The organism is Nostoc sp. NZL (assembly GCF_015714705.1).
Classification (GTDB): Bacteria; Cyanobacteriota; Cyanobacteriia; order Cyanobacteriales; family Nostocaceae; genus Nostoc; species Nostoc foliaceum_A.
In genome coordinates, this window is record NZ_WBKL01000185.1 from 1 (window position 1) to 15,814 (window position 15,814).

At 41.8% G+C, this 15,814-nt stretch carries 16 protein-coding genes and 1 pseudogene; 3 read left to right on the forward strand and 14 right to left on the reverse strand.

The genetic code is table 11. From position 1 onward, the window contains the following. The 7 genes and pseudogenes from F8R90_RS27510 to F8R90_RS27540 all read right to left on the reverse strand — a co-directional run. Positions 1-304, reverse strand: a pseudogene (locus F8R90_RS27510) (ATP-dependent DNA helicase RecG); the annotation flags it as partial. A gap of 70 nt (positions 305-374) precedes the next feature. Next, positions 375-1,238 (reverse strand): hypothetical protein, encoded by an 864-nt coding sequence (locus F8R90_RS27515; protein ID WP_196513323.1) that lies wholly within the window; start codon positions 1,236-1,238, stop codon positions 375-377. A 219-nt stretch (positions 1,239-1,457) separates the two neighbouring features. After that, positions 1,458-2,402: a translation elongation factor Ts gene (gene tsf, locus F8R90_RS27520; protein WP_196513324.1), complete on the reverse strand. Its 945-nt coding sequence runs from the start codon at positions 2,400-2,402 to the stop codon at positions 1,458-1,460. Between the two features lie 221 nt (positions 2,403-2,623). Continuing rightward, positions 2,624-3,418 (reverse strand): 30S ribosomal protein S2, encoded by a 795-nt coding sequence (gene rpsB, locus F8R90_RS27525; RefSeq protein ID WP_190895301.1) that lies wholly within the window; start codon positions 3,416-3,418, stop codon positions 2,624-2,626. A 226-nt stretch (positions 3,419-3,644) separates the two neighbouring features. Beyond that, entirely contained in the window at positions 3,645-3,812 is a 168-nt protein-coding gene (locus tag F8R90_RS27530) for a hypothetical protein (RefSeq protein WP_190895302.1), read from the reverse strand. A gap of 784 nt (positions 3,813-4,596) precedes the next feature. After that, positions 4,597-5,337 (reverse strand): Uma2 family endonuclease, encoded by a 741-nt coding sequence (locus F8R90_RS27535; protein WP_196513325.1) that lies wholly within the window; start codon positions 5,335-5,337, stop codon positions 4,597-4,599. 50 nt (positions 5,338-5,387) lie between these two features. After that, positions 5,388-6,185, reverse strand: coding sequence for an HAD-IIB family hydrolase (locus F8R90_RS27540; protein ID WP_196513326.1), 798 nt, complete (start codon positions 6,183-6,185; stop codon positions 5,388-5,390). A gap of 104 nt (positions 6,186-6,289) precedes the next feature. Between F8R90_RS27540 and F8R90_RS27545 the strand changes: the two genes are divergently transcribed. After that, positions 6,290-7,111 carry a hypothetical protein gene (locus F8R90_RS27545; RefSeq protein WP_190895349.1) on the forward strand — a complete coding sequence of 274 codons (822 nt, stop codon included), beginning with the start codon at positions 6,290-6,292 and terminating at the stop codon, positions 7,109-7,111. A 43-nt stretch (positions 7,112-7,154) separates the two neighbouring features. On the opposite strand, the gene F8R90_RS27550 is transcribed toward F8R90_RS27545, so the two are convergent. The 4 genes from F8R90_RS27550 to F8R90_RS27565 all read right to left on the reverse strand — a co-directional run bounded on the left by F8R90_RS27550 (position 7,155) and on the right by F8R90_RS27565 (position 12,532). Then, positions 7,155-7,865: a DevA family ABC transporter ATP-binding protein gene (locus tag F8R90_RS27550; RefSeq protein ID WP_196513327.1), complete on the reverse strand. Its 711-nt coding sequence runs from the start codon at positions 7,863-7,865 to the stop codon at positions 7,155-7,157. Positions 7,866-7,992: 127 nt separating this feature from the next. Then, on the reverse strand, positions 7,993-9,147 hold the full coding sequence (gene devC, locus F8R90_RS27555; RefSeq protein WP_196513328.1) for an ABC transporter permease DevC: 1,155 nt from the start codon (positions 9,145-9,147) through the stop codon (positions 7,993-7,995). A gap of 263 nt (positions 9,148-9,410) precedes the next feature. Then, on the reverse strand, positions 9,411-10,835 hold the full coding sequence (locus F8R90_RS27560) for an HlyD family efflux transporter periplasmic adaptor subunit (protein WP_196513367.1): 1,425 nt from the start codon (positions 10,833-10,835) through the stop codon (positions 9,411-9,413). A 947-nt stretch (positions 10,836-11,782) separates the two neighbouring features. Next, positions 11,783-12,532 (reverse strand): phycocyanobilin:ferredoxin oxidoreductase, encoded by a 750-nt coding sequence (locus F8R90_RS27565; RefSeq protein WP_196513329.1) that lies wholly within the window; start codon positions 12,530-12,532, stop codon positions 11,783-11,785. A 201-nt stretch (positions 12,533-12,733) separates the two neighbouring features. On the opposite strand from F8R90_RS27565, the gene F8R90_RS27570 reads away from it, so the two are divergent. Next, positions 12,734-13,000, forward strand: coding sequence for a hypothetical protein (locus F8R90_RS27570; protein ID WP_196513330.1), 267 nt, complete (start codon positions 12,734-12,736; stop codon positions 12,998-13,000). Here F8R90_RS27570 and F8R90_RS27575 read toward each other — a convergent pair. From F8R90_RS27575 to F8R90_RS27585, 3 genes are all read right to left on the reverse strand, one after another. Then, positions 12,981-13,574 carry a Maf family protein gene (locus F8R90_RS27575; RefSeq protein ID WP_196513331.1) on the reverse strand — a complete coding sequence of 198 codons (594 nt, stop codon included), beginning with the start codon at positions 13,572-13,574 and terminating at the stop codon, positions 12,981-12,983. The genes F8R90_RS27570 and F8R90_RS27575 overlap by 20 nt on opposite strands. An 82-nt stretch (positions 13,575-13,656) precedes the next feature. Next, positions 13,657-14,202, reverse strand: coding sequence for a photosystem II reaction center PsbP (gene psbP / locus F8R90_RS27580; RefSeq protein ID WP_196513332.1), 546 nt, complete (start codon positions 14,200-14,202; stop codon positions 13,657-13,659). 42 nt (positions 14,203-14,244) lie between these two features. Then, positions 14,245-14,427, reverse strand: a complete 183-nt coding sequence (locus tag F8R90_RS27585) for a hypothetical protein (protein ID WP_196513333.1) — start codon at positions 14,425-14,427, stop codon at positions 14,245-14,247. Between the two features lie 540 nt (positions 14,428-14,967). On the opposite strand from F8R90_RS27585, the gene dapB reads away from it, so the two are divergent. Next, positions 14,968-15,804, forward strand: a complete 837-nt coding sequence (gene dapB, locus F8R90_RS27590) for a 4-hydroxy-tetrahydrodipicolinate reductase (protein ID WP_196513334.1) — start codon at positions 14,968-14,970, stop codon at positions 15,802-15,804. The last annotated feature ends 10 nt before the right edge of the window (positions 15,805-15,814 follow it).

Consider the following 15,814-nt stretch of genomic DNA (forward strand, 5'->3'; position numbering starts at 1 on the left):
GCTTCCCCTGCTCCCCCTGCTCCCCCTGCTCCTCTTGCTGTAGTTGGGAGAGATACCTACGAGTCTCTGCTACTAAATGTTGTCTTTCTTCCAGTGCTAGATGTGGATAACTAGCAAATTGCACCGCTAGTCCTTGCCAACGGCGGCGTTCAGTTTGGGGTAAGCCTGTTGGGAATTTACCCAAAGTCAGGCTAAGAAATTCACTGAAGCGGTATTGTCTGCCCACCAAGTCTGTAAAGCCATGTTCGGCTTCTATTGCCAAGGCTTTGTGCAATCGTATCCAATCTGGTTTTTCATTAGTCATTGGTCAATAGACATGGGAGTGAGGAGTTAGGAATAAATAACTCATAACTCATAATTCATAACTCATAACTTTATTCAAACCAACTAGCACGCCATGCAGCTTCAGCTTCAGCGACTGCCCTTTCTCGATGTTTTTTTTGATACTCTCGTCCTAGCTTGTTTAGCTGAACTAAAATACTGCGGATTTGTCTACGCTCAGAGGAGAGTGCCACATCAGCAAATTCAATTTCCCCTAGCCGCAGGTTAATAGCCATAATTTGCGTCAGTCCAGAATCTTCTGACTGCTGCTCATTTTCAATTTCAATTACTAAGTTTAATAAGTTGGGTGGCCCTGGCATTACCTCGGCAGACGCTTCTGATGCAGCCGCAGCCGCTGCTGCTAAAATTGGCTCTGGTAATTTTTTGGGTAATACTCCAGCTTTTTGTAATAAAAGATTAGCATCATGCGAAAGTTTTTTCAGGATCTCTTGCGTGACTTCTTCTAAGTTCTGTTGCCATTTTGCTAGTTCTATAGGATTCGAGGTCTCGGCGGTGAGAGACTGAGAATTAGAAGTATCCAGCAGTCCAGAAGATGAAGAGGATGTTACTCCTTCATTCCCCTCATCTTCCTCATCTTCCTCATCTTCCTCATCTCCCTTATCTACCCCAGCTTCCTCACTTTTAATACAAGTGAGCAACTGTTCAGCTGCCACTTGACCTAGCTTGCGGATGGCTTGTTGCAATTGTTGGCGCTGATTCAATGACAAATGCAGAAAGTTTTCGGGATATCCTTGGGTACAGAGATGGTAACTCGCCAGAATCAACTGTTTTCGTACAGCTAGCCCCAAGGTGTCTAGATAACTAGCATAAGCGCTTTGTAGTTCTACTGCGATCGCCCGAATCGCTTCTTTGAGTGCTGCAATATCCCGTTCAATTCGCTCGATTGCTCTTGCCATATCTTTTCGTTCTTGTCCATGTGAACTATTACATAGTACAAATGTACGAATTTATTTTAGGATAACTTTCCAGAGGATTTTAGATTTTAAATTAAATGCGATATTTCGCGTCTCTAATAATAAAATACAGGTCAGGCTATTTGCTTGACCTGTTTGGTAAACAGTCACTAGTCATTTGCCCTTGGTAAAGACTAATGACTAATGACCAATGACTAATTATTACTTGCTGCCCATTTGTGCAGCGACTTCATCAGCAAAGCTAATTTCTTGCTTTTCAATGCCTTCGCCCAGTATATAGCGGACAAAGCGGGTTACTTGAATCTCTTCGCCTACTTGCGCCTTCACTTGCTTCACCAAGTCTTCCACGGAAATACTTTGATCGCGAATGTAAGGTTGATCGAGCAAAGTCAATTCTTTCAGGCGTTTTTCAATTCGTCCCTGAACAATTTTTTCTTTGATGTTATCTGGCTTGTTTGCCAAATCATCCTTGCCCATTTCAATATCTTTTTCTTTTTGGGCAACTTCGGCGGGGATTTGGTCTACGCTCACATACTCGACGTTTGGACAAGCCGCAACTTGCATTGCAGTGTTCCGTGCCAAGCTTTGGAACTCTTGATTGGTAGCCACTGACTCAGTTTGAGAACCCAGTTCTACCAATACACCAACTCGACCGCCGGTGTGAATGTAGCTGTCTACTATACCTTGTGTGCCTTCTGCTAGTGCAAAATTGATAAAGCGACGCACTTGGATATTTTCACCGAGCGTAGCAATCGTTTGCTTGATGAATTCTTCTACAGTCCCGCTTGCACTATCAGCATACTTTTGAGCCAACAAAGACTCAACACTATCAGCAGTCGCTGCTTGCTTTGCTAGGTTCTTAACTAAAGCTTTAAAAGCCTCGTTACGAGCAACAAAGTCGGTTTGGCAGTTGACTTCTATGAGTACACCCACTCGACCACCGGGCTGAATGTAAGTGTCTACTAGACCTTCTGCCGCAACGCGATCGCTTTTTGCCCCCGCCTTAGAGATGCCCTTTTTCCGTAGCCAGTCTGCGGCTTCTTCTACGTTGCCTTCAGTCTCTATCAGGGCCTTTTTGCAGTCCATCATGCCGGCACCAGTTTTTTGGCGTAGCTCTTGGACGAGTTTTGCAGATATTTCCGCCATGTTGCCTCAATTCCTAACTTGACCTCGAGTTGTAATCGCTCACGGGTGTTGAGTATTTCTATCTTACTCAGGGCTGGGGAAGAAAAAATAATGAATTTATAAGGTATGAGTTTTTTCCTCTCTACCTTTGCCTACCATTCATTTGCCGTAGGCTAGGGCGGCTTGCTGCTACTCTGACAGCCACCGCCCTCCTTCGGACACGTGCTTCACCCCTGCTTTATTTATTCCTCTGTTTCCTCGTCGGGAATTACAGCGTCAGTATATTCGGTTTCTTCGTAGTCTTCGTCATACTCACCACCGTCGTAATCTTCGTAATCCTCTTCAGCATCCAGCTGACCGTGACGACCTTCATAAATGGCATCCGCCAATTTTCCAACTATCAGCTTAATTGACCTGATAGCATCGTCGTTGGCTGGGATGGGGATATCTACTACATCTGGGTCACAGTTTGTATCCAGCATGGACACAATCGGAATATTCAGCTTTTGACATTCTTGAACTGCGTTATACTCCCGCCGTTGGTCTACAATTACCACGATATCGGGCACTTTCCGCATTGTTTTAATGCCGCCTAAGTATTTCTGAAGCTTCGTCATTTCCCGACGTAGCATTGATGCTTCTTTTTTCGGTAATAAATCTAGTGCGCCAGTTTCCTCACGGCGTTCTAAATCTTTCAGACGGTCTACCCGTGTTTTGATGGTTGCCCAGTTGGTCAACATTCCGCCCAACCAGCGTTGGTTAATGTAGTGGGAACCGCAACGGCTGGCTTCTTGGGCAATAATTCCAGCTGCTTGGCGCTTAGTGCCGACAAAAAGAAATTTCTTCCCTTGTTCTGCGTGCGATCGCATGTAGTTGTAAGCATTATCCATCAACTGGGCAGTTTGCACCAAGTCGATAATATGTACACCATTGCGGGAAGTATAAATGTAGGGAGACATTTTTGGGTTCCAACGCCGGGTCTGATGCCCAAAGTGAACCCCTGACTCCATCATTTGAGCCAATGAAACTACTGGCATATATTTTCTAACTCCTATTCGGGTTAAACCTCCATCCAAGTGTATTTCCAACTGGAAACACCCGAATTCTTAGATGTGCGAGATTATTAGTTAACCATACTAGGTTAACACACTATGTTGACATGTAGATTGATTGACAGAGCGAGGGCAATAAAATAGCGCTGCCCACTCAACAATTGGGAAGCGCTATGCTTGTTAGTGATGAAAATGTTGCTGTTTTAAACATCTACTCGCGGTCTTCTTGATCCTTGGGTTTAGGTTTTTGTCGCCGTTGTTCGATCTGGTCGTCGATAGTTTCTCTCATTTTCCGATCAGCAGCGTCCATCGCAGAATACTTAAAGCGGTTGATTACGCCACTGAACAAGTTGCCAAAGAATCTTTCAATCTCTTGCATAATTTTATACCTCGATATTTAAAGTAAATTTTTGACTCTACATTGGTCTTGGACTTTCAAGTGGAAGTTGGAAATAAAACGCTAACCTGTCCTCGAAGTATCTATTTGTCTCTAAGCGTCTCTGGGTGCTTAAAGGTCTGGCGGTTTATTTATCCCTTTGATTCAGTTTTGCTTGCGAATTACTGTATAAAACAGTCTTCTCAATTAAATCAGTATTGTTGAGACTTACTAGATTGAAACGCTATAGACATTCATCTATTGTATTCTGTCTCAGGTAATAAATGTAGCAAAGACACAGGTAACAAATTGTTTACTTGGCATTTAGCTGAGATATAACCACAACCTGCAAGATGATCTGGAAAGGCTTGATTTTCTGTTGTAAATTATGGGTGAAAAACTTAGATATAGCAAATTTTCAAACCCAGACAGGATAAAGTTTTGCAACCCGTCTTACAGAAAACTACACATATATCGATTTCATGTATTGTCTAAAATGCTACTCATTTCTTGCTGATAACGCTTGGGGTTATGTGTAGCATTTAAAACACAGACGTCACAAAAACATTGGTGATTTTAATAAAGTTAGAGATGCTAGTACCTAAAAGGGAATTTTAACTAAAGCTGTAAACTGCGTGAAGAGTGCCTTAATTCTACTTCTCCGATTATGAGTATTATTACTCGTCAGGAAAGTGGAAGAAGTGTAAAAATATAATATTGTGGGCAATTTGGGTTGTCTTTACTACAGCGTGCAGCAATTTTTATAGTCCAGCGACGACCCTGTGTGTTACTCAATCGTATCGGGGTCTACATTGAGCGATCGCAACCTTGCCTTTAAGTGCTCTATCTGCAATTCTGCCTGTTCTGCTCGTTGACGTTCTTGTTCTGCTCGTTGGCGTTCCTGTTCTACTAGTTCTTCTGCTTGCTGTCTTGCAAAAATTTCCTGTCGTAAAGCTTCTACCAGTTCATCAGGAATCAGTAATTTTTCACCCGTATCCTCTCGATAAAACCCAATTAGCCTTTCCTCAACTACCAAGCGTAGTTGTAACGGTTCACTGCGTCCATCTTGTATAGGTTCGTAGATTTCTCCCCGCAAGCGATAGCCACGTAGCTGCTGTTCTACCCACTCGCCTTTAGGGTCAAATAGCCAGTATTCCTTGACGCCTAGCTGCTCATAGAGGGTCTTTTTGAAGATTTCGTCTTGTCCCTTAGTACCAAAGGATGTCATTTCAAAAATAACTGTGGGTACTTGTCCCTCTTCCCAAATTTTATAGTTGTCCCGACCGCCAGGTGCAACATCAAAAATCACCATCACATCTGGAGCTACCCGCAACTTGGGAAAGCCTTGTGCATAGTAAAGAAATTGATTTGCCAATACTGTTGCCTGACGATTTGCCAGATACTGTTTCAGGACTTCCAAAGTAGTTAGCAAAGCATAAAGGTGGTCGTAGGTTTCTGCCACTGGTTGACCATCAGCACTAGGGTAGAAGATTTCTGATTCGACATTAACAGGTATAGTAGCCGTCATGGTTGTAAAATCAGTGCTACGAGATTATTGTAGAATAACTCTACTTCTCCCTAAATTAGGATGTGCAAGCTTTTCAAAATATAACTAGATAACTCACAAAATCCTTCGCCTTCGGTAGCGTTAGTAATGTAAGCAGGCTGATATTTTAACTGATTTACATATTCCAGCACATTGGCCACGCCTACAGAAACAGGAAAATAACGCCGATCAAATAAACTTTCATCATTGGGACTATCGCCCACAGTAACAATTTGTTCTGATGAATACTGGGGCAAATATTCACGCAATACCTGCAACAATCCCACAGCTTTATCTTGTCCTTGGGGTTTAATGTGACACTGCACGTTGCTATAGGTAAATCCCCAACCCATTTGTTGACAGAGATTATCTAGGGTTTGTAGTTCGTCTTCACGCAAACCAGCTACATCAAAAGTCCAGTCGGTGATACGAAAGCGATTATCAGCAGATTCTTGGATTTGAGGAAATTTAGTTTGTAAATTCTCAAAAGTCATAGCCAAATGCTGGCGATGTTTAGTTAAATCGGTAATGGGTGTTAAGACTACTGGTTTTTTGTTCCCAGGGGGAAAGTACAAACCGCCATTTTCTGCCATAGCACCTGCCACTGGCATCAAGCTACTCAATCCACTCACCCACCCAGCAGAACGTCCTGTGACAATCAGCACCTTAATGTCAGCTGCTGCTAAATCCTCTAAAGCTTGCAGCAGTGCGGGAGTAAATTTTCCTCGTCTGGTTAATGTGCCATCCATATCTGTGGCTATCAGACGAATATTGCTCAGGCAAGTAGATGAAACCTCAGACAGAGCAGGGAGGTTCAAATGTCTGGACATATGCGGTTTGTAAAAAGCTGTAAAAAATATTAATGATACAGCAAGATGGTATTGAAGATTTGGGCATCCTAAACATCAGGAGTCAAGTTTTTCAGTTTCCAACCATGCCCACTTCGATGTTTCTTGCCCAATCGCCAGGGTCAAAGCCTAAAAAAGCATCCCAGGAAGTGCCAGCAAGTAATCCTCAAATACCACCATTATTGTTGGTAACCTCTGGAGGACTGGCTTTAGCGGTGATTGCTTTAATTGTGTATAGTAAGCTCCAGATGAATCAGCTGGAGAAAAAACTTAAGTTTGAACAATTCCGCGCGCGAGAACTAGAGAAAAAATTTAAGCTGGCGCTGGAAACAATTCGCAAAATGGAAACTAATCCCGATTTGGTCAACTCACGGGACTTTAACCTAGATTATCTGCGAATGCGGATGTCAGAGGAGGTGTTTCATTTTGCAATCCTTAATCAAATAAAGATTCAGATCAAAGAAAAAGTTACTCAAGCCCTGCGTCCAAATCAAGCACAACTTGGATCAGTCGGAATTGCTAATAGCGCTGGACGGCAAGTAGATGAAATTTTTGATGTAGAGTATGAAACTGGTAGTCCAGGGAACTCTGCCAAGCGAGTGCTGTTTCGCATTCAAATCCGGTTAATGAAGTTACCGACACAAGCAACTTCTGCGACTATTAGCCAAATTATTGACTGTATAGAAACTTACCTAAGCCCTATAGAAGACGAAGATAGTTGGCAACCAACAATTCAAGGTCGGATTGCTACCATGCATTGGGATCAAAAGGCTAAACCTACGCCTCTACTGGTGCTGGAGCAATCGAATGAAGGCGTAAATGTGACTTTTCGTACTAGTCGCCAACCAAATGCCTCAACTCAACAAAAGCCACCTGGAATGAAAAAATCAGGCTCGGCTAGACAATAATTATGGCTGTCATTAGTCATTCACAAAGGACAAATGACTAAAATCATGACTGAATAGCTGCATTTGGGGAATTACGGGTTAAAAGACCATCTTCCATTTCCACGATGCGATCGGCTATGTCTAAAATGCGGTTGTCGTGTGTCACTAATAAGATAGTAGTTCCCTGATTTTTGGCTAGACTCTGCATTATTTCTACGACATCGCGTCCTGATTGTTTGTCTAATGCTGCTGTTGGTTCGTCTGCTAGCACCAGGGGAGGACGATTAACTAAGGCGCGGGCGATCGCAATTCTTTGTTTTTGTCCACCAGAAAGATTGTCTGGATAGTAATCAACTCGTTCTTCTAGGCCCACAGACCCCAGCATGGCTTTTGATTTAGCCATTGCTTCTGTTTGAGAAATATTATCATTCAACTCTACCGCCATTTGCACATTTTGCTTCGCAGTCAAGAATCCTAGCAAATTGTGAGCTTGGAAAATATAACCAATGTTACGCCGCATCTGCACCAGTTTGTTTTGACTGACACCAACAAGTTCTTCACCTAAAAATTTCAAACTTCCCTCTTGTACAGACCGCAAACCACCAATCAAGCTCAGTAATGTTGTTTTACCTGAACCTGATGGCCCGGTCATAATTACAATTTCACCAGAATAAATTTCTAGGTTGATATTAAATAATATCTGTTTTCTAAGTGCCCCTTTGCCATAGTAGTGATTAAGATTTTTAATGGCAATTACAGGTTCTTTTTCTGTCATATTATTGTTAGTTATAATGTTAGCTTTTTTGAAATGGAACTGTAGTACTTACTAAAAAGCAAGGCTTCTTAATTATTAATTGTAAGCTATGTTTTTAACCAATACCTTTTAATTAATATTGAATTAATTAAAAGATATCTGCTGGATCAGCAGAACGTAATTTTCGGACTGCGATCGCACCAGAGATAATGCACATTAGCATAGTCAAAATCAACACCATCACTGCACGTTCAAAACTCATAAAAACTGGTAAAAGTGTTGCTTCTCTGGCACTTTTATACATAAATAAAGCAAAAACTATACCAGGAAAATATCCTAAAACTGCTAATAATAAAGCTTCTTGAAGAATGACTGATAATAAATAGTTTTGTGTGTAACCTATTGCCTTAAGAGTAGCGTATTCAGCTAAGTGATCTGCAACTTCTGTATAAAGGATTTGATAAACAATCACAGTCCCCACAATAAAACCCATGACAGTCCCTAATGTGAAGATAAACCCAATCGCTGTACTATTTGCCCAGTAATTACGCTCAAAATCAATAAATTCTTGCTTAGTTAAAACATTTACCTCGTTGGGTAAATATTTTCGTAATTCTTGAGCAACAACTTTAGCATCTGCTCCTGGTTTTAATCTAATCAGCCCAATATCAATTAATCCTTTTTGACGATTGTTGAAGATCCGCAAAAAGTTAATATCACTCGTAATTAAATTACCATCTGCACCAAAGGATGCACCTAATGTAAATAGTCCTTCGACTTTAATTCGCCGTCTTCGCACTTCTGCTGTTACAGTCTTTCCTTGGTCATAATTAGCAGCAATTGGGCCATACTCCACTCTAGAAGAACGATCAAATAGAACTACATCAGGTAGTTTAAGTTTATCTAAATTTTCCTGAACTCCAGGTAAGTTAACTAGGTTATTTTCTGGGTTCATTCCAAATATCAGGATACTACGAGGGCGGCCTGTTACAGGATTTTTCCAGATTGTAAAGTCTAAATATATTGGATGTACTGATTGTACTGCGGGTAACTCTAAAGCTTTATATAATCGCCGTTGAGAAAAACTTCTCATGGCCAGAACAGCACTAGATTGACTATTGATTAAAACAATATCGCCCTGCAAGCTGCTATGAAATCGAACGTTACTATAATACAAAGCATCTCGAAAACCGAGTTGCATAAACATTAAAATATCAGCAAAAGAAATTCCGGCCAAAGCCACAGCTAGGCGAGTTTTTTCCCTTGTCAGTTGTAGCCATGACAGAGGTATTTTTTGATTCATTTTCTAGGCATCCAAGCACAGTTAAAATAATTCGTAATGGGCTACGCCCCGCTTCGCTAACGTAATTCGTAATTCGTAATTAACTGTTGCTATTGACTTAAAACTACGATATTAGTTAAAAGGTTTAGATTTTTCATTCAACTCTGGTAAAGTTAGTATCGAATTTATAGAATGTTTAAAGTTAATTAAACAGTCTATTGAGGAACATTTCTCATCCAAAGTATCAAATTATGAATTGGTGTTACTGCTCACCTATAACTTAATTAGTTATTAATTTCGACAACAACTTTAGCGTAAGTTAAACCAGAAACTTTCTCGCTATCTTCTGGAGGCAGAGCAATTTTGACTTCTACGACTCTTGCATCCACATCTGCTGCTGGATCTGTATTCAACACATCTTTTTTACCAATTTTTCTGCCAATTTCAGTGACAGTTCCATTTAATTCGCCGCTAAATGCTCCATTATCGCTGGTGATAGTGGCGTTTTGACCAATACGCACTTTTCCAATGCTGTCTTCGGCGACTTCGGCAATCACAAACATTTGGCTGGTTTGTCCAATTTCAGCAATGCCATTTGCACCGATGGCTTCGCCTGACTTGGTGTAAACTTTTAAAATCTCTCCAGCGATTGGTGCTTGAACGTAGCTCAATCTCAGTTCTGCTTCGGCTTTTCTGACATTTGCGATCGCATTACTAACTTGGGCTTGCGCTACTTGCACATCGGTGGGACTAACGTCCACAATTCTGCTCAGTTTGGCCTTTTCTTCATCGATTTGTCTTTGCAAAGTTGCTACGGTTTTATCGCGGTTAACTTTGGCTTCGATTAGCTGCTGTTGCAAAACTGCTAAATTTTGTATTTGGTTAGCTCTAGCCTCAGCAAGTTGCTGTCGTAGGGTTGCCAATGTCTGCTTTAGCGTAGCTTGGCTTTCAACAACCTGTTGATTAGCAGTTACTGCACTCAAGCGTCTTCTGTCCCGCTCTTGCTGAGAAATAGCACCTTCTCTGTATAAATAATCATAGCGTCCAGCATCGACTTGAGCATTGCGCTGTTCGGCTTGAATACGTGTAATTGTCGCTCTTAGAGCATCTCTTTGCCCACTAAGTTCAGCTTCTAGGCGATTCACGGTTGCTTGTTGGACAAGTTTATCACCACTTAACTGGGCTGCAATCCGCGCGATCGCAGCTTGTTGAGCATTCCTTTCGCCAATTAACTGCGCTTGTAGGCGAGCAATAACAGCTCTTTGAGCTTGAATATCTCTTGGAGATCCAGCCCTAACTTGCGCTAAATTCGCACGGGCTTCTTGCACTTTGGCTTTTGCCTCTTCTAGTCCGGCTATTTGGGTATCGCGGTTGTCCAAAATTGCCACAATTTGGCCTTGTTTTACCTGTTCACCTTCTCTCACCAGAAGTTGCTGAATTCGTGACGATGGTGCTAATCCTGAGGATGGGGCGGACAATTTAACAACTTCCCCTCGCGGTTCCAAACGCCCAACAGCACTAATGCTATTGGTAGATGGCATTACGGGTGCTGATGTAGTTAGTTTTCTTAACTGCTCGATTTTAGCCGTACCTAGTATCCCAGCAGCGATTACTATTGGCACGGCTACAGCGATACCCCACCAAATCTTAGGTTGTTCTTCATTAAATGCCTGCTCACTTGGCTTTGGCTTTTCAGTCACCCTTGACATAGTATGTTGCCCGTTTACCTGAATTGTGCTGATGGAAGTAAAAATAAAAGGGTTTTTAATCAACGGCCAGCCACTTAGGACAAACAACACTGGTTTAAAGCTGGGTATGGCTTAAAATCCATTGTGTGATAAACATTCAACACTATGGCTTTGCAAAATGGTGTTTTCTATAGCGATGTCTTACGACAAGCCACTTCGCGTCTACGCTCGTTTGTATGCAATACACTGACCTAACTTCCATTCCTCTCTCCTAAAAGGAGAGAGCCTTTGAGGCTTACTTACTCCCCAACGCTATAAGGGTTGGGGTTGTTATTGTTAGGTCTGTATTGGAACCCAGAAGCGCTATAGTAGCTGGCTATTCAATAACTCTGAGTATTATTGAGACATGAGTGCAATGGAAGTTAGCAGAATTCACAAGCAGTATGAATCTAGATGTAGAAATGCGATATATCTTGTCTCTACACCAAATCCCAAATTGGTATGATGCGGTACTGTACTGCTACATTCACTACGGCTACAGTTAGTCACAAAATTGAAAAGAAACATCAAAAATAGACTGTTACCTTTGCTGGATACAATCTTGCTACAAAAGTTAGTCTTCCTTAAGTCAATGAACGATTAACTAACTAAAAAATATCTGTCAACTTGAGCATTTTTAACATTAGAGTTTCCTTAACTTTCTGGTCAATGAGTTAGCAGGGCCACTTGCTTGCACCTACCAAGACAACAAACCATCTTGTGATATTTGCTTCAAAGACCTTACCACTCTTCCTGTTGCTGTTTTGGGACTCCATTAAACTCTCGTTGAATGAATTCTACATTTATCCATTACGCGAAAACGTAACAGAGCCTACAGATAGACGAGATGGGCGAAATGGGGGAGATGAGGAAGTAAATTCTTCCTTATCGTCCTTATCCTCCTTGTTTTTGAGCAATTAGAGATTTTTTTATTTTGAAGTCTCTTGTGGGAGGTCGAATAGAACTGTGGTCATGTAATGTTCTGCCCAAGCTGGGCCAAAGGCTTTTTCTAGTACGCGGCGGGTTTTATCGTTTTGCTGCTGTTTGGTGCAGTAGTTGTATTGTCCGGCGAGATTTTGTGTGACTTGTTCAACTGAAACAGGATGTGAGGCGATCGCTTGGGTGCAATGAATGTCTAAAAATTCTCGCACCCGCGAGAGAAACATTGTTTCTTCTTCTGGAGAACTGGGGCGCACAAAAATGCAAAAATCCGAAAAAATATTTCCCCATTCTGGTAATTCACGGGGTTGGGAAAAGTTAAGCACTGTTAGTTGTGTCAGTGCAGAAGTATAAGATTCTGGTAAGGTTCGCTCTACGTGAATTGGAGAAAGGTCTGCGATCGCTGCACTAATTTGCCCTCTACCCCCAACTAAATCACAACCAAACATCGGCAGGTTGTATTCTGGGCGGGGAAACATGACGCAGTGCAAAATATCCAGCATATTTCCGATTTTTGCTAGTTCCAAGTGCATTTTTCGGAACTGAGGCGTTTGATAGCAGCGGTTTTCAATCGTCAGTTTTTCGCCTTCTAGTCTACCTTCCACATACCCCAACTCATCAGGCAAATGGTAGGGCGATAGATCCAGGTGCTGATGCCAAGCTGCCTCAATACAATCAGCTAGCTGACGAATTAGGGGATGTTGTTGCTCACGCAGCGAGGGCATAGAAGTAAATGACATATTCTAGTTGGGAATGCGATCTAGTGGCCAGTCTACAACCTGTGGTGCCATACCTGTTGTGGTCTGCAATATAAGCAAACACTTGCACTCAGCCAACGTAAATTTATAAGACAGCTACTTTCCACAATGATTATTTATTTTGTATTCTAGGTTACAGAAATAATTTTAGATTAGCCCATTGGTGAAGGCTAATAGAAAGCTATGAAACTAGATTCTCATAGACCAGATTTTGCTGTGCAACTAAAAAGGCATAATCTGGAAGGTTTACAGCAGTTAAGAAATTCTACTTGGGTAACCCTTTTGCAACTTCCCAACCCCTTTAGTTTTGACGAAGCACTTTTATTGTGTCCGGTTTCAGCAGATGAGTGGCTAGTCTGGATTCCAGATCATGGGGAGGCAATACTCAATATTAGTCATTTGTCATTGGTCGATAACTTTGGACAAAGGACTATTGCCAGAAATCTGTGACATCGTATCCCAGTTCTTCTAGCATCTGCCGCAACAGGGGTAAACTGAGTCCAATTACATTGGTGTGACAGCCTGCGATTTTTTCGACGAAGAAACTACCAAAACCCTCAATGGCAAAGGCACCAGCACACTTGAGGGGTTCACCTGTGGCAACATAAGCTTTAATTGCTTTGTCGCTCATTTGAGCAAAGTAAACTCTTGTAACTTGAGACTTGACTAAAGTGCGATTTTGGTCTGTATCAATTAAGGCGTGACCTGTATACAAGTCGCCAAAGTTACCTTGCATTATCTGCCAACGTGCGATCGCTTCAGAGAAGTCTGCTGGTTTGCCGTAAATTTCACCATTGATGGACAAAACTGAATCACAACCCATAATCAAAGCCGATTCAAACTGCGGGGCTACAGTTTCTGCTTTGTGCTGGGCAAGAGTTTTGACCAATTGCGCTGGTTCACTTAATTGAATTTGTGACTCATCAAAGTCACTTGCTCGAACTATCGGTTCAATACCAACAGTTTGCAACAAGCGGCGTCGGGCTGGGGAAGCTGAGGCAAGTACAAAAGGTGGGATTTTCATGAGATTTCTGACAAATTTGACAATTGGGCATTGGTAATTAAGTTTCTTCTTTATCCCCTATCCCCTATCCCCTATTCCCCAATTAATAAACAGAAAAAGAATTTACAACCTCATCAATCATTCGTTTAACTTTCTGCCAGCGTTTTTCAGGAATTGAGGCGTTGAGGGTAAAAAGTTTACCGCGACTAACAGCGACGCTGGCGATGTTGTGTCGTTGCTGTTGATTGGGGAGTTTAACCTCATATTCTAAAAGGTAGTATGTTTTACCGTCTACTTCTCGCTGTGCGGCGTTGACTAATTCAGCTGAACGACCAGAGTCAGGAGGTGCCAGAGCTGCTTTTCCTAATTTATATCCTACTTCTGTTGGGGTTCCCAATTCTGATAAAGTTTTGCCTTCTGGAACTGGGCTAATCACAACAGAAACATTTTCAGACACCTCAATCAAATCGTGGAAAACCACATCTGGCCCGTTGGCAACTTTAACTTGCAGCCAGCCATTAGGATATAAAAACTGATAGCCATCATTAGTGTCTACAAAGCTTTTGAGTCCAGCCCCAGCCGCTACATCAGAATTACTCAGGCTGAAGCTCAACACCAATAGCAAAATTAATATAATTCGTTTCCACATTTTTACAGATTCCTTTGGGCTGGAGACAACACCAGACTTGCATCATTTCTCGTTATTATTCTCCCACCAACCGGGACGCTTCGGATGACGCATTATATAGGGAGGAATCAATGCCCAAATGTCGGCAGATACTTCCAGGTGTATCGCCTTAGTGCGAAATGCGTAAGCGTAGGTTGTCGTAGTCGTTGCAGCCCTAACAGCCTCGGAAGAAATTCCAAGGCTCATAGCTCAAGTCATATTTGAGATGACTAAAGAAAAGTTCAATAGATAAGGGGCTAATCGAGAACACAAAAAACCCCGACTTGATAATCGAGGTAGATGGGAGAAGTCCAAATGTCGATGATATATAGCGATACCGAAATCTGCTTTTCTTAGGTAACACTCAATACAACCAACACTACATAAGTAATAAATAAGATGCAAATTTTAACTATGTAATTTATTTTGGGGTTTTGCTAAGTTATGTAAACAATTTTAACGAAAATATTACAAATAGTCAATTGGACTTGACAAAAAAAGACTGATAGCTTTTATAAGAGCTACTTATCAGGGAAAGTATGGAATTATTTTTGGAGGTGTATGAAGTAGGGAAAATCAAACGGGTTACTGGCTAAGATAGTGGGATGAAAATGGGGAGTACAAAAGTTAGTGGTTCGCTGCAAAAATCAGGGTAGTCGGAATTAAGCCAGAGATTTGAGAAGCTAGCTACTAGATCACCAAAGTCTTTACAATTCCCTTGTTAGCTCAAAAAGTATTTCTTGACCTATGACGAATCAAGCTCCTATCCCGGTTATTGTCAACGGTGCTGCTGGTAAAATGGGCCGTGAGGTGATTAAGGCTGTGGCGCTTGCGCCTGACTTAAACCTAGTGGGTGCAATTGACCACAGTTTGGAACATCAAGATAAAGACGCTGGAGAGTTGGCGGGTTTAAGCGAACCCTTGGAAGTGCCAATTACCAATCAATTAGAACCGATGTTGGGTTATGTGGCTGGTGACAGACAGTCTCCTCCAGGAGTGATTGTAGACTTTACCCATCCCGATTCAGTTTATGACAATATTCGTAGTGCGATCGCTTACGGTATTCGTCCTGTAGTCGGTACTACTGGGTTAAGTCCAGAACAAATTCAAGACTTGGCAGATTTTGCTGACAAAGCTAGCACTGGTTGTCTAATTATTCCTAACTTCTCTATTGGTATGGTGCTGTTGCAACAAGCCGCAGTCGCGGCCTCAAAATATTTTGACCATGTGGAAATTATCGAACTGCATCACAATCAAAAAGCTGATGCTCCTAGTGGTACTGCCATTCAAACAGCACAGTTACTAGGAGAATTAGGTAAAACTTTTAACCCTGCTCTTGTAGAAGAAACGGAGAAATTACCAGGAGCCAGAGGCAGTATAGCAGATGAGGGGATTAGAATTCATAGCGTGCGCTTGCCTGGATTAATTGCTCATCAAGAAGTTATTTTTGGCGCAGCGGGACAGATTTATACTTTACGACATGATACGAGCGATCGCGCTTGCTATATGCCAGGAGTACTACTAGCGATTCGCAAAGTATTAGCGCTAAAGTCGTTAGTATATGGATTAGAAAAGATACTTTAAACTTTAAACA

What these genes read in the sequence shown, in the direction of transcription:
- F8R90_RS27515 (WP_196513323.1), bottom strand. Translation starts at nt 1,238, where the DNA reads ATGGCAAGAGCAATCGAGCGAATTGAACGGGATATTGCAGCACTCAAA.
- tsf (WP_196513324.1), bottom strand. Translation starts at nt 2,402, where the DNA reads ATGGCGGAAATATCTGCAAAACTCGTCCAAGAGCTACGCCAAAAAACT.
- rpsB (WP_190895301.1), bottom strand. Translation starts at nt 3,418, where the DNA reads ATGCCAGTAGTTTCATTGGCTCAAATGATGGAGTCAGGGGTTCACTTT.
- F8R90_RS27530 (WP_190895302.1), bottom strand. Translation starts at nt 3,812, where the DNA reads ATGCAAGAGATTGAAAGATTCTTTGGCAACTTGTTCAGTGGCGTAATC.
- F8R90_RS27535 (WP_196513325.1), bottom strand. Translation starts at nt 5,337, where the DNA reads ATGACGGCTACTATACCTGTTAATGTCGAATCAGAAATCTTCTACCCT.
- F8R90_RS27540 (WP_196513326.1), bottom strand. Translation starts at nt 6,185, where the DNA reads ATGTCCAGACATTTGAACCTCCCTGCTCTGTCTGAGGTTTCATCTACT.
- F8R90_RS27545 (WP_190895349.1), top strand. Translation starts at nt 6,290, where the DNA reads ATGCCCACTTCGATGTTTCTTGCCCAATCGCCAGGGTCAAAGCCTAAA.
- F8R90_RS27550 (WP_196513327.1), bottom strand. Translation starts at nt 7,865, where the DNA reads ATGACAGAAAAAGAACCTGTAATTGCCATTAAAAATCTTAATCACTAC.
- devC (WP_196513328.1), bottom strand. Translation starts at nt 9,147, where the DNA reads ATGAATCAAAAAATACCTCTGTCATGGCTACAACTGACAAGGGAAAAA.
- F8R90_RS27560 (WP_196513367.1), bottom strand. Translation starts at nt 10,835, where the DNA reads ATGTCAAGGGTGACTGAAAAGCCAAAGCCAAGTGAGCAGGCATTTAAT.
- F8R90_RS27565 (WP_196513329.1), bottom strand. Translation starts at nt 12,532, where the DNA reads ATGTCATTTACTTCTATGCCCTCGCTGCGTGAGCAACAACATCCCCTA.
- F8R90_RS27570 (WP_196513330.1), top strand. Translation starts at nt 12,734, where the DNA reads ATGAAACTAGATTCTCATAGACCAGATTTTGCTGTGCAACTAAAAAGG.
- F8R90_RS27575 (WP_196513331.1), bottom strand. Translation starts at nt 13,574, where the DNA reads ATGAAAATCCCACCTTTTGTACTTGCCTCAGCTTCCCCAGCCCGACGC.
- psbP (WP_196513332.1), bottom strand. Translation starts at nt 14,202, where the DNA reads ATGTGGAAACGAATTATATTAATTTTGCTATTGGTGTTGAGCTTCAGC.
- F8R90_RS27585 (WP_196513333.1), bottom strand. Translation starts at nt 14,427, where the DNA reads ATGAGCCTTGGAATTTCTTCCGAGGCTGTTAGGGCTGCAACGACTACG.
- dapB (WP_196513334.1), top strand. Translation starts at nt 14,968, where the DNA reads ATGACGAATCAAGCTCCTATCCCGGTTATTGTCAACGGTGCTGCTGGT.